This is a genomic window from Paractinoplanes bogorensis, from assembly GCF_018829635.1.
Lineage (GTDB): Bacteria > Actinomycetota > Actinomycetes > Mycobacteriales > Micromonosporaceae > Actinoplanes > Actinoplanes bogorensis.
In genome coordinates, this window is record NZ_JAHKKG010000013.1 from 198695 (window position 1) to 211092 (window position 12398).

General features: G+C 70.8%; 14 protein-coding genes. 11 read left to right on the forward strand and 3 right to left on the reverse strand.

The genetic code is table 11. The annotated features are described in order from the left end of the window. Nucleotides 1–41 precede the first annotated feature (41 nt). The 3 genes from KOI35_RS36640 (at nucleotide 42) to KOI35_RS36650 (ending at nucleotide 2596) form a co-directional block, all read left to right on the forward strand. Entirely contained in the window at nucleotides 42–638 is a 597-nt protein-coding gene (locus tag KOI35_RS36640; RefSeq protein WP_215793288.1) for an SAM-dependent methyltransferase, read from the forward strand. 24 nt (nucleotides 639–662) lie between these two features. Further along, nucleotides 663–1652 carry an LLM class flavin-dependent oxidoreductase gene (locus tag KOI35_RS36645; RefSeq protein WP_308121311.1) on the forward strand — a complete coding sequence of 330 codons (990 nt, stop codon included), beginning with the start codon at nucleotides 663–665 and terminating at the stop codon, nucleotides 1650–1652. Nucleotides 1653–1921: 269 nt separating this feature from the next. Continuing rightward, nucleotides 1922–2596, forward strand: coding sequence for a YceI family protein (locus tag KOI35_RS36650; protein ID WP_215793289.1), 675 nt, complete (start codon nucleotides 1922–1924; stop codon nucleotides 2594–2596). An 8-nt stretch (nucleotides 2597–2604) separates the two neighbouring features. Here KOI35_RS36650 and KOI35_RS36655 read toward each other — a convergent pair whose 3' ends face one another. Together KOI35_RS36655 and KOI35_RS36660 are read right to left on the reverse strand one after the other, a co-directional pair. After that, complete coding sequence (locus KOI35_RS36655) at nucleotides 2605–2961, reverse strand: nuclear transport factor 2 family protein (protein WP_215793290.1); 357 nt, start codon at nucleotides 2959–2961, stop codon at nucleotides 2605–2607. Then, nucleotides 2961–3899, reverse strand: coding sequence for a GlxA family transcriptional regulator (locus KOI35_RS36660; protein ID WP_215793291.1), 939 nt, complete (start codon nucleotides 3897–3899; stop codon nucleotides 2961–2963). The genes KOI35_RS36655 and KOI35_RS36660 overlap by 1 nt, the downstream gene beginning before the upstream one ends. 127 nt (nucleotides 3900–4026) lie before the next feature. On the opposite strand from KOI35_RS36660, the gene KOI35_RS36665 reads away from it, so the two are divergent. Then, nucleotides 4027–5520, forward strand: a complete 1494-nt coding sequence (locus KOI35_RS36665) for a GGDEF domain-containing protein (protein WP_215793292.1) — start codon at nucleotides 4027–4029, stop codon at nucleotides 5518–5520. A 16-nt stretch (nucleotides 5521–5536) separates the two neighbouring features. On the opposite strand, the gene KOI35_RS36670 is transcribed toward KOI35_RS36665, so the two are convergent. Then, nucleotides 5537–6022 (reverse strand): cupin domain-containing protein, encoded by a 486-nt coding sequence (locus KOI35_RS36670; protein ID WP_215793293.1) that lies wholly within the window; start codon nucleotides 6020–6022, stop codon nucleotides 5537–5539. 170 nt (nucleotides 6023–6192) lie between these two features. On the opposite strand from KOI35_RS36670, the gene KOI35_RS36675 reads away from it, so the two are divergent. Genes KOI35_RS36675 through KOI35_RS36705 form a run of 7 tightly spaced genes read left to right on the forward strand, consistent with a single transcriptional unit; the run spans nucleotide 6193 to nucleotide 12394 of the window. Continuing rightward, nucleotides 6193–7203 carry an AAA family ATPase gene (locus KOI35_RS36675; protein WP_215793294.1) on the forward strand — a complete coding sequence of 337 codons (1011 nt, stop codon included), beginning with the start codon at nucleotides 6193–6195 and terminating at the stop codon, nucleotides 7201–7203. After that, nucleotides 7200–8150: a DUF58 domain-containing protein gene (locus KOI35_RS36680; protein ID WP_308121312.1), complete on the forward strand. Its 951-nt coding sequence runs from the start codon at nucleotides 7200–7202 to the stop codon at nucleotides 8148–8150. Before KOI35_RS36675 ends, KOI35_RS36680 begins: the two co-directional genes overlap by 4 nt. After that, nucleotides 8147–9097: a VWA domain-containing protein gene (locus KOI35_RS36685; RefSeq protein WP_215793295.1), complete on the forward strand. Its 951-nt coding sequence runs from the start codon at nucleotides 8147–8149 to the stop codon at nucleotides 9095–9097. Before KOI35_RS36680 ends, KOI35_RS36685 begins: the two co-directional genes overlap by 4 nt. Before the next feature lie 45 nt (nucleotides 9098–9142). Further along, a complete protein-coding gene (locus KOI35_RS36690; RefSeq protein ID WP_215793296.1) occupies nucleotides 9143–10000 on the forward strand; it encodes a S1C family serine protease in 858 nt (285 codons plus the stop codon). A gap of 7 nt (nucleotides 10001–10007) precedes the next feature. Continuing rightward, nucleotides 10008–10685 carry a response regulator transcription factor gene (locus KOI35_RS36695; protein WP_215793297.1) on the forward strand — a complete coding sequence of 226 codons (678 nt, stop codon included), beginning with the start codon at nucleotides 10008–10010 and terminating at the stop codon, nucleotides 10683–10685. Nucleotides 10686–10690: 5 nt separating this feature from the next. Further along, entirely contained in the window at nucleotides 10691–11887 is a 1197-nt protein-coding gene (locus KOI35_RS36700; protein WP_215793298.1) for a sensor histidine kinase, read from the forward strand. Between the two features lie 51 nt (nucleotides 11888–11938). Then, complete coding sequence (locus KOI35_RS36705; protein ID WP_215793299.1) at nucleotides 11939–12394, forward strand: MaoC family dehydratase; 456 nt, start codon at nucleotides 11939–11941, stop codon at nucleotides 12392–12394. The last annotated feature ends 4 nt before the right edge of the window (nucleotides 12395–12398 follow it).

Genomic DNA, 12398 nt, shown 5'->3' on the forward strand with positions numbered 1-12398 from the left:
CCCTATCGGCAGGTCGCGGCGGCTCCAGTATCTTTTTCGGCGTGGAACTCGACGACGCCCGACCGCCGGCCGACACCGTGTCGCTGGATCACTTCCTGGGGCTCTACGAGGCCAAGGACGACCCCTGGGACGTCGCGTCCAAGTGGCACAACCAGCGGAAATATGCGGTGACGCTGGCCAGCCTGCCGCGCGCGCACTATCGCCGCGCCTACGAGCCCGGGGCCTCGATCGGGTTGTTCACTTCAATGTTGGCCGCACGCTGTGACGAAGTGCTGGCCGTCGACTCGGTGCCGTCGGCCGTCGACCAGGCGCGTGCGTTTCTCAAGGACCTTTCCCACGTACGCGTGGAAGTGGCCAACCTTCCGGCCCAGCTCCCGTCCGGTGAGTTCGACCTCATCGTCGTGGCCGACCTTCTCTACTACTTCTCGGCCGGCGACCTCGCTGCGGCGCTGGACGGCTTCGTTCGGATGCTCGACTCGGACGGCGATCTCGTCTCGCTGCACTTCCGTAACAGCGGCGGCTACGACGGGGCGCAGGTGCACTCGGTCATCGCGGCCCGGCCCGAGCTGTCGCGGATCGTGCACCACGAGGACGAATGGTTCGTGCTCGACGTGTTCCGGCGCACATCGCCGATGTAAGGACCGGGGAGTAGCTTCGGGATCGTGCCGAAACTCTCGATTCTCGATCTCGCACCCATCAGCAAGGGCCAGACCGCCCGCGAGAGCTTCCAGGGCAGCGTCGCGCTGGCCCGGGCGGCGGAACGCAGCGGATACGAGCGGGTCTGGTACGCCGAGCACCACAACATGCCGACCATCGCGTCCTCCGCGACCAGCGTCGTCATCGGCTACGTGGCCGCGCACACCGAGACCATCCGCCTCGGCGCCGGCGGCATCATGCTGCCCAACCACTCGCCGCTGGTGATCGCCGAGCAGTTCGGCACCCTGGCCACGCTCTTCCCCGGCCGCATCGACCTCGGCCTGGGCCGCGCGCCCGGCAGCGACCAGAACACGATGCTCGCCCTGCGCCGCGACAACGGCTCGGCCGACACGTTCCCGCAAGACGTGCTCGAGCTCAACGGCTACCTCACCGGCCACACGCGCATCCCCGGTGTGCAGGCGGTGCCCACTCCCGACGGGCCGGTGCCGCTCTACATCCTCGGTTCCTCGCTGTTCGGTGCTCAACTGGCCGCCCAGCTGGGCCTCCCGTACGCGTTCGCCTCGCACTTCGCCCCCGACGCGTTGCACCAGGCGGTGGCCGTCTACCGCGACACGTTCCGCCCGTCGGCCCAGCTCGAGACGCCGTACGTGATCGCCGGGGTGAACGTCTTCGCCGCGCCCACCAGCGAGGAGGCGGAGGACCAGCGGGTCCGCGCCTACCGCGCCCGCACCCGGGCCTTCATCAGCCGTGGTGCCCGGGGTGGCAACTTCACCGACGCCGAGATCGACGCCTTCCTGGCCTCCCCGGCCGGTGCCTCGCTGGCCGGCATGACCCGGTACACCGCGACCGGCACGCCCGACGAGGTCGGCGAATATCTGTTGAAGTTCGCGTCCGAGGCCGGCGCGGATGAGCTGATCACCGCGCACCACGCGTCGGAACAGGCGGATCGGGTGCGATCGGTGGAACTCACCGGCTCTGTCCTCAATGGCCGATAAGCGATTTTGGGACGAGTGTTCATCGTCACCCGCATCGTTTGTGTTTCGATGAATAAAACAGTGCGTCACGAAAAGCTGGGAACTGTGACGCCGGTCGCCGTATAAATCGGTCATCACCCCACGATTGAGACGGTGTTCCAGGCCACTGACCTGCCCGTCCGTACCCAGAGTGTCCGACCGGGGGCCCACTACACGACTTCGGGCCCTAAGATCCTTTGAATTCGGAGAATGCATTCTGAACTGACTCGTCCGAGGGGTGGAGCGTAGCCATGGTCGACCGACCGATCCGTGAGTGGAACGGCCTGACCATTCCCGACCCGGGTGTGTACAAATTGGACGAGGCGCACAAACGGCTGGGTTTCCACGCCCAGCACATGATGGTGAGCCCGGTCCGCGGCGAATTCGCCCGGGGGAGCGCCACCATTCATGTGGCCGAAGACCCGGCGCGCTCGTCGGTGACCGCCAGCATCGACGCCACGAGCCTCAACACGCACAACCCGGAACGCGACACCCACCTGTCCAGTCCCGACTTCCTCGACGTCGGGCGCTACCCCACCCTCGACTTCCGCAGCACGAGCGTGGAGTGGCAGGAGAACAACGACGCGATCTTCCTGTGGGCCCGGCTGCGCGACAACCCGCTGTCCCGGCGCCCCAACCCGGCCGCCCTGCCCGCGGCCAAGCCGAGCGGCAAGTTCACCGTGCACGGCCTGCTCACCATCAAGGCGGTGACCCGCCCGATCGACCTCAACGTCGAATACGGCGGCGCGCGCCGCGACCCGTACGGCCGCGACATCTTCGGGTTCAGCGCGTGGGCCGAGTTCGAACGCGCGGACTACGGCCTGGTCTGGAACGTGGTCCTGGAGAGCGGCGGCGTCCTGGTCGGCAAGACGGTACGCATCGAACTGGCCGGCGAGGCCATCCTCGAGACCCCGTCCGCGGGCTAGTCCCCGGCCTAGTCCCCGGCCCGGGTGGCCTGCGACCAGACGCAGCGCCACCCGTCGTCGCGCCGGTAGCAGTCGAGGTGCCAGGCGTCGAGCGCGACGACCGGGCCGCCGTCGACCGAGATCTCGATCGCGGACCGGTAGCGCACCACGGCCAGGTCGTCGCCGGCCAGCACCTGGATCGGGCTCACCGCCTCGAACCGGCGGTAGTCGATCGACCCGTCGGCGATGCCGCCGAGATAGAACGCCCGGTCCCACTCGCCGCCGCCCGGGTTGACCAGCACGAAGTCGTCGGCGTGCAGGTGCTCCAGGGTGGCGGTGTCCGCCTCGACCAGAGCCCTCAATCGCCTTCGTTCCAGCTCTTCCATCAGCGGAAGCTCCTCCGGTAGCTGTGCGGGCTGGTGCCGACGACGCGTTTGAAGCGGTCGCGGAACGCCGTCGGTGAGCCGAACCCGACCTGTGAGCCGATCCGGTCGACCGGGTGGGTGGTGGTCTCGAGCAGGTGCTGGGCCCGGCGGATGCGGGACAGGTGCAGCCACTGCAGGGGAGTGGTGCCGGTCTGGTCGCGGAACCGGCGGTTCAGGGTCCGGGTGCTCATCCCGGCCCGGGTGGCGATCTCGTCCAGGGTCAGGTCACGGTCGGCGTTGGTGTCGAGCCAGCGCAGCAGCGGTTCCATCTCCGAGCCGCGCGGGGCGGGCGGCTGCGGCGGGACGATGAACTGGGCCTGGCCGCCCTCGCGTTCCAGCGGCATCACCGAGAGGCGGGCGGCCTGGGCCGCGATGGCCGAGCCGTGGTCGCGGCGGACCAGGTGCAGGCACAGGTCGAGCCCGGCGGCGGCCCCGGCCGAGGTCAGGAACTGGCCCTCGTCGACGTAGAGGACGCCGGGATCCAGGCCGACCAGCGGGAACAGGCGGGCGAACTCGGCGGCGCCCAGCCAGTGGGTGGTGGCGCGGCGGCCGTCGAGCAGTCCGGTGGCGGCCAGGATGAAGGCGCCGGCGCAGATCGACGCGATCCGGGTGCCGCGAGCCGCGGCCGTGCGCAGAGCAGTCAACACCGTTTCCGGTACGCCGTGAGGCAGCTCGTGACATCCGGGGATCACGACGGTGTCGGCGGTCTCCAGGGCGTCCAGCCCGTGGTCGGCCTCGATGGTGAACGTGCGGGTGCGGACGCGGGGCGTGGGGGCGCACACCCGTACGTCATAGGGACGGGAGCCGTCGTCGAGCCGCACCCGGTCGAACACCTCGAGGGGCGTGGACAGGTCGAAGGCGACCACGTTGTCGAGCGCAAGCACAACGATCCGATGCACCCCGCGAGTGTATGGCCAGAATCCGTTGACCTATGTCATTCGAGCCGCGGCTCGATTACGGGAGCCTGATGGCTCACACGGCGGACCTTTTCTCAACACGGGCCCGGCGGTGTCGATACAAGCGGCCATGGGCGACTCGGCACAGGGCGGCACGCGCGGCGTGCTGTCGTTGCTGCGTCGCGACCGTTACCTGCTGGGCTCGCTCGGCTGGACCGCACTGGTGTTCGTGCTGTTCGCGGTGTTCGCGGGGCACACGGTGTGGCAGGTGCGGGTGTTCTGGATGTTCCAGCCGGCGCTCGACCTCATGCTCGCGCTGTGCTCCTGGCGGGTGGCGGAACTGGCGGCCGGGGCGATCCGGCGGTTCTGGCGGGTTTTGACCGCGGTCGGTGTGCTGTTCCTGATCGGAGACAGCACGCAGGCGGTGTCGACGTTCCTGCCCGGAGAGTGGTCGACGACCGGCGGCACGGTGCAGACGGTCTGTCTCGGGCTCGGGCTGACCTCGGTGCTGGTCGCGATGCTGGCCCACCCGCATCCGAACCGGTCGGGCCGCGACCGTCTCGGGTTCTGGCTCGACTCGACCACCGTGTTCGTGGCCGGCGGTGTGGTCGCGTGGTGCGTACTGGCGACGCCCGGCGGCAACACGGCGACCGAGATGCTCACCGTGCTCGCCGCGACCGGCGTGACGATCACGGCGTCGTTCGCGTCGGTCCGGATGATCCTGAGCGGGAACGCGCCGATGCACAAGCTGGCCGCCATCCCGATGATCTGTGCGGCCGCCGTGATGAGCGTCGTCATGTTCCTGCCGCCGTCGTCGACCCCGGCCCTGTTCGTCGGTTTCCTGCCCAGTCTGCTCATCAGCGTCGGTCCCCGCATCCAGCAGATCCTGGCCAGCGGCGGCCGGTCCGCGTTCGGCGAGCGTCGCCGTAAGCCCTATAGCCTTCTCCCGTACGGGGCCATGGTCGTCGCTTTCGGCGTGCTCGCCTTCACCTTGCCGGGTGGCGTCAACGCCCGCCTGTGGGGCGTGGTCGTGGGGCTGGCGCTGATCTGCGGGCTGGTCGCCTGGCGTCAGCTGGTGGCGTTCCACGACAACCAGGCGCTGATCGCCCGCCTGCGCGAGCACGAGGGCCGGCTGCGGCACCAGGCCCACTTCGACGGGCTGACCGGGCTGGCCAATCGCGGGCACTTCCATGACCAGGTCGAGCAGGCGCTGACCGGATCCCCGGCGTCGGTGTCGGTGCTGCTGGTCGACCTGGACGGGTTCAAGGCGGTCAACGACACGATGGGCCATGCGGCCGGCGACGCGCTGCTGATCGCGGTGGCCGACCGGCTGCGCGGCTCGCTGCGGACCGGTGACGTGCCGGCCCGGCTCGGTGGCGACGAGTTCGCGGTGCTGCTGACCGAGTGCACGCCGGAGGAGGCCGAGCAGACCGCGGCCCGCATCCTGGAGGCGCTGAGCGCGGCCGGGGCGGCGGCGTCGATCGGCATCGCCGCCGCCGGCCCCGACACGGTGGTCAGTTCACTGCTGCGCGAGGCCGACGTCGCCATGTACGCGGCCAAGCGCCAGGGCAAGGGCACCTGGCTCCGGCATCACGCCGGCATGTTCGACATGATGCCGGGCTGACCGGGGCTGTCGCGGTTCAGCCGAGCCAGGTGTTGTCGTGGTCCAGATAGAACTGGTCGCGTTCCTCCGGCTCCATCTGCGCGACCCGCACCAGGCCCTCGAAGTAGCCCTCACGCGGCGCACCCGGCGAGAAGTGCAGCAGCATCGACGCCGGCGCACCTGACTCGTTCTTGAACGCGTGGATGCCGCCGATCGGCACATGCACGTAGTCGCCGGGCTCGGTGTCGATCCATTCCTTGCCCGTATAGATGCGCATGCTGCCGCTCAGGATGTAGAACGACTCGCTGATCGAGCGGTGGAAATGCGGGTCGGGGCCGGTGACGCCGGGCCCGCACTCCCAGCGGTAGAGCCCGAACAGCCCGCCCGTCGAGGCGCCGCTGGACAGGTAGTGCACGCGGGTGCCGTTGTTCGGATAGACCAGCTCGGGCTCGGTGGCCGCCGGTCGATAGGTGGCGCTGAACTCTCCGGTCTCCCCGTGGTACTGCGGTGGTGGATACGTCATGCCCCCATCCTGCCTGGATTTCGGAGCAGCCGCCGCCTCCCCCGCCCACCCAGGGACGTCCGGGAGGCTAGCGCCCGCGACCGGCGAAACAGTGGCTGTCCACAGGGTCCTTCGGTTTTCTTTCGGTTCGGCTTCGGCAGGCTTTCGGGGCCGATTGGTGTCATCGACACATGACAGAAGACGTTACGGACCGCCGGCTCGAACGGACCCTGTTCGAGGTCAAGAAGGTGATCGTCGGCCAGGACCGCCTGATCGAGCGGCTGATGACCTCGCTGCTGGCCGGCGGGCACTGCCTGCTCGAGGGCGTGCCCGGCGTGGCCAAGACCCTGGCCGCCGAGACCCTGGCCGTCGCGGTCGGCGGCACCTTCCACCGCATCCAGTTCACGCCCGACCTGGTGCCCTCGGACATCCTCGGCACCCGGATCTACCGCGCGGGCAAGGAGAGCTTCGACGTCGAGCTCGGCCCGATCATGGCGCACATCGTGCTGGCCGACGAGATCAACCGGGCTCCGGCCAAGGTGCAGTCGGCGCTGCTCGAGGTGATGGCCGAGGGGCACGTGTCGATCGGCGGGAAGACCTATCCCGTACCGAAACCGTTCCTGGTCCTGGCCACCCAGAACCCGATCGAGAGCGAGGGCGTCTACCAGCTGCCCGAGGCTCAGCGCGACCGGTTCCTCATGCGGGTGGTCGTGGGCTACCCGACCGAGCAGGAGGAGCTCGGCATCCTCTACCGGATGGGCGGGGCGCGGCCGGTGGCCATGCCGGTGCTCGACCCGGTGACGCTGCACGAGATGCAGATCCGGGCCCGTGGGGTGTTCGTGCACCACGCGCTGGCCGAATATGTCGTACGCCTCGTCCTGGCCACCCGCGAGCCGGAGCGGTTCGGGCTGCCGGACGTCGCAGCCCAGCTCGCGTACGGGGCGTCGCCGCGGGCCACGCTCGGTCTGGTCGCCGCGGGACGGGCCCTGGCCCTGCTCCGGGGCCGCGACTACGTGCTGCCGGCCGACCTGCTCGAGATCGCCCCGGACGTGCTCGCGCACCGGCTGGTGCTCTCGTTCGACGCGGTCGCCGACGGGGTCGCGCCCGAGCAGATCGTGCGCCGGATCATCGACGCCGTCCCGCTGCCGATCATCGCGCCGCAGCAGGAGGACAGCGGCCCGGGCCTGGGGATGGCGGCGTGAACGAAGGTGACTTCGCGCCCGCACTCGTGCCGGAGCGCCGCCTCCGCCGGCTCGAACTGATGATCACGCGGCGGCTCGACGGGCTGCTGCACGGCTCGTACCTGGGACTGCTCCCCGGCATCGGCAGCGAACCCGCGGGCAGCAAGGAGTACCGCCCGGGCGAGGACGAGGTGCGCCGGATGGACTGGGCGGTCACCGCCCGCACCACCGTGCCGCACGTCCGCACGGTCGACGCCGACCGCGAGCTCGCCACCCACGTGCTGGTCGACGCCAGCGCCAGCATGGACTTCGGCACCGCCGACCTGGAGAAGCGGGAACTGGCCCTGGCCGCGGTGGCCGCGGTCGGCTTCCTCACCCTCGGCAACGGCAACCGGCTCGGGGCTCATCTGATGACCGGTTCCGGCGTACGCCGTTATCCCGCTCGCGGTGGACGAACGGCCCTGCTGTCGCTGCTGCGGGCGATGATGCTCACGCCGCGCAACCAGGAACCCGTGCCACTGGGTGCGGGCATCGAGGCGCTGCACCGGCAGACCCCACGGACCGGCCTGGTCGTGGTGGTCTCCGACTTCCTGGACGGGCTCGACGACGACGGCCTCGGCCCGGCCGCCCCCGACTGGGAGCTGCCGCTGCGGCGGCTGGCCACCCGCCACCAGGTGCTCGCCGTGCAGGTGGGCGACCCGCGCGAACAGGAACTGCCCGACGTCGGCCTGCTCACCCTGGTCGACCCGGAGACCGGGCGCCGCCGCGAGGTGCCCACCGCCAGCCGCAAGCTGCGCGAACGCTACGCGGCGGCCGCGGCCCAGCAACAGGCCACCATCGCCGGGGCCGTCAAGCGGGCCGGTGCCGCTCACCTTCCCCTGAGGACCGACCGGGACTGGGTCGCCGACATCGTGCGGCACGTGCACGCGCGGCGGCGCCTGTCCACCGCACGAAAGGCAAGATCATGACCTGGCTCTCCCCGGAACGGCTCTGGCTGCTGCTGGGAGTCGTCGCACTGGCCGTGGCGTACGTGATCGCCCAGCGGCGCCGCAGCCGATACGCCGTCCGCTTCACCAACCTGAAACTGCTCGACCGGGTCGCGCCCAAACGCCCGGGCTGGCGGCGGCACCTGCCCGCGTCGCTGTTCCTGGCCATGCTCGGCCTGCTGGTCGTCGGGTTCGCCCAGCCCCAGGCCGAGGTGCAGGTGCCCCGGGAACGGGCCACCGTGCTGGTCGCGGTCGACGTGTCCCGGTCGATGCTGGCCACCGACGTCGCGCCCAACCGGCTCGACGCGGCCAAGCAGGCCGCCCGCGGATTCGTCGACGACCTGCCCGAACAGTTCCAGGTGGGCCTGGTCGGGTTCGCCGGGCAGGCCTCGGTGTTCGTGCCGCCGGGCACCGACCGCACCCAGCTCGGCGCGGGCATCGACCGGCTCGCCGACGGCTCGGCCGGGCAGGCGGGCACCGCGATCGGGGACGCCATCGCGTCGGCCCTCGAGCAGGTCCGTTCGGTCGACGCGGGAGCTGCGGAAGACGTACCGCCGGCCCGGGTGATCGTGCTCTCCGACGGTGCCAACACGTCGGGTCAGGACCCGGCTGAGGCGGCGCGCATGGCCAGCGAGCTGGGCGTTCCGGTCGACACCATTTCCTTCGGTACGGCGTCGGGCACGATCGGCGACGGACAGCAGGTGCCGGTCGACGGCGAGACCCTGGAAGCCGTGGCGTCGGCGACCGGGGGGCGCTACTTCGAGGCGGCCAACACCGAGGAGCTGCAGAACGCGTACGCCGACATCGGCAGCTCGGTGGGCTATCAGACCGAGGTGCGGGACGTGTCGGCCCGGTTCATCGGGATCGGGCTCGGGCTGGCGCTGATCGCCGCCCTCGCCTCGATGTTCTGGTTCGCCCGTCTGCCCTGACCTCGCCCTCATCGGCTTCCCCGACGCACTTGGGAAAGGATCGTCATGTCTGGACTGGGATCGCCTCGCGGACCTGAGTTCCACTCGCCCGACTGGGCCACCGCACCGCAACCGGCCTCCGGGGTGGCGGCCCACGCCGCGACCCGCGGTAGGCGCCTGCCGGCGGCGGCCGTCGCGGCTCTCGCCGTGATCGGTCTGTCGGCCGGTGCGGGCGGGACGGCGGGTTACGTCGCGGGCCGCTCCTCCGATGAGCCCGTCGCCACCGCTGTTCCGCCGGCTCAGCCTGGTGTGCCGTCCGACCTGGTCGGCGCGGCCGCCACGGTTCTGCCGGGTGTCGTCTCGGTCCAGGTCCGTACGGGATCAGGGGGTGCCTCCGGCTCGGGCTTCGTCTTCGACGACCGGGGGCACATCGTCACCAACAACCACGTCGTCGCGGCCGGCGGCGGCGGGGGATCGGTGTCGGTCGTCGGCCAGGACGGTCAGCGCCGCACCGCGGAGATCGTCGGCCGCGATCCGGGCAGCGACATCGCCGTCCTGTGGGTCACCCAGGGCAGCGCGCCCAGCCCGCTCGCCCTGGCCGATCCGAGCGCGACCCGGGTCGGCGAGCCGGTCCTGGCGGTCGGCTCCCCGCTCGGCCTCAGCGGCACGGTCACAGCCGGCATCGTCAGCGCGCTCGACCGCGAGGTGCGGCTCGGCGGCCAGACCCGGCAGACCGCCGTACAGACCGATGCCTCCATCAACCCCGGCAATTCGGGCGGACCGCTGGTCAACGCGCGCGGCGAGGTGATCGGGGTGAATACCGCCATCGCCACCATGGAGGGCGGCGGTTCGATCGGCATCGGGTTCGCGGTGCCGATCGAACGGGCCCGCCAGGTGGCCGATTCGCTGATCGCCCGGGGATAGTTGTTCAATGCGGTTGCTGGTGGTGGAGGACGAAGAAGATCTGGCGGAGGGCCTGCGCGTCGGGCTCGCCCGCAGTGGCTACGCGGTGGACGTCGCGCTCGACGTCGCCCAGGCCTATGACCGGCTGACCGTCAACGAATACGACCTGATGCTGCTCGACGTGAACCTGCCCGACGGCGACGGGTTCACCCTGTGCCGGTCGCTGCGCAGCGGCGAGACGCCGACGCCGGGCGGCAGCGAACCGCGGGTGCTCATGCTGACCGCCCGCGGCGGGCTCGACGACCGGGTGCGGGGCCTCGACGGCGGCGCCGACGACTACCTGGTCAAGCCCTTTCATTTGGCGGAGCTGCAGGCCCGCGTACGGGCGCTGCTGCGTCGTGACACGTCCGGCGGCTCGGCCCGGCTCACCGTGGGGGACGTGGTGCTCGACTCGGCCCGCCACCAGGTGACCGTGGCCGGGCGGCCGCTGGCGCTCACGCCCAAGGAGTTCGGCGTCCTGGAATACCTGATGACCCGGCCCGGACATGTCGTCTCCAGCGAGGAACTGCTCGAGCACGTGTGGGACGCCAACGCCGATCCGTTCACCCAGACCGTACGGGTCACGGTCGGCACCCTGCGCCGCAAGCTCGGCGAAGGATCGATCGAGACCGTTGTCGGCCGGGGCTACCGGCTGCGGGAGGGATAGTCGTCGTGAAACGCCCCGAGGTGTTCCGGTCGATCCGGTTCCGGCTCACCGTCATCTATTCGACGGTGCTGTTCGCCCTGGCCGGGGTCACGCTCGGGGTCATCTACATCCTGGTCGCCCAGACCACCGAGCCGCAGCAGGTCACCGCCCAGGTGGCCAAGATCTATCGGGACGGCCGGTTCCAGGGCACGGCCAACGTCGCCGAGGTCAGCCAGATCCAGGCGGCGGTCAACTACGGCACGCTCGAAGCCCTGCGCACCTACTCGCTGATCGCCCTCGGGGTGCTGTTCGTGGCCAGCCTCGGCATCGGCTGGGTGCTGTCCGGCCGGGCGCTGCGGCCGGTCGGCGCGATCACCCGGGCCGCGCGCGAGATCCAGGCGACCGACCTGTCCCGGCGGATCAAGCTCAACGGGCCGCCGGACGAGCTGCGCGACCTGGCCGACACCATCGACTCGATGCTCGACCGGCTGGACCACGCGTTCCGGGCCCAGCGGCAGCTCATCGACGACGCCTCGCACGAGCTGCGCAGCCCGCTCGCCATCATCCGCACCAACCTGGACGCCTCGCTCAACGCCGAAGAGGCCACGCCCGAGGAACGCAGCCGGGCCGTGGCGGTGGTCGACCGGGCCACCACCCGCATGTCGCGCCTGGTGGAAGACCTGCTGGCCACCGCCCGGCGGGACGCCGACGCGACCGTGGACGCGGACGTCGACCTGTCGGTGGTCGCGCGGGAGGCGGGGGAGGAGTCGTTCGTGACGCCCCGTGCGCTCACCCTGCGCTACGAGACGGCGGCCGGCCTGCACCTGATCGGCGACGCCGACGCGCTGCGGCGAGCGGTCGGCAATCTGCTGTCCAACGCGCTGCGGCTGGCGCCTGCCGACTCGACGGTGACGGTGGCGACCGGGCAGGTCGGCTCGTGGTTGTGGCTGGCTGTGGCCGACGAAGGACCGGGCATCGCGCCGGACGACCTGGCCCGGGTGTTCGACCGGTTCTGGCGGGGCGAAAATGCCGAACCGCCGGGTGGCCGCCGCGAGCGTCGTACGGGACTCGGGCTGGCCATCGTGCGGCAGATCGTGGAGTCGCACGGGGGCCGGGTGGCCGCGTTCTCGGCGCCGGGCAACGGGAGCACGTTCGTGCTGTGGTTGCCGTCGGCCGATCGTACGGACGCGGAACAGCCCCCGGCCGGCAGCCCCTGGCCCTGACCGGTGGTTCACGGGATCGACGACCGGCCGTCCCCGGCGGATACTCGGGGCATGATCACGCTCACCGGGCTCGACGAGCTCAAGACCCTGGCCGGCCGCGACCTCGGGCACAGCTCGTGGTTCGAGGTGACCCAGGACAGGGTGAACCAGTTCGCCCAGGCCACCGGCGACCACCAGTGGATCCACGTCGACGTCGAACGCGCCGCGAAGGGTCCGTTCGGTGCCCCCATCGCCCACGGCTACCTGACGTTGTCGCTGGTCATCCCGTTCTTCGCCGAGATGCTGCAGGTCGAGGGCGTCAAGATGGGCGTCAACTACGGGCTCGACAAGGTGCGCTTCCCGAGCCCGGTGCGGGTCGGCTCGCACATCCGGCTGGCCGCGGTCGGGGCCGAGGTGACCGAGGTGGCCTCGCGGTGCGTCCAGGTGGCGTACGACTTCACCGTGCAGATCGAGGGCGTGGACAAGCCCGCGTGCGTGGCCCGGCCTATCTACCGCTACTACGCGTAGGCCG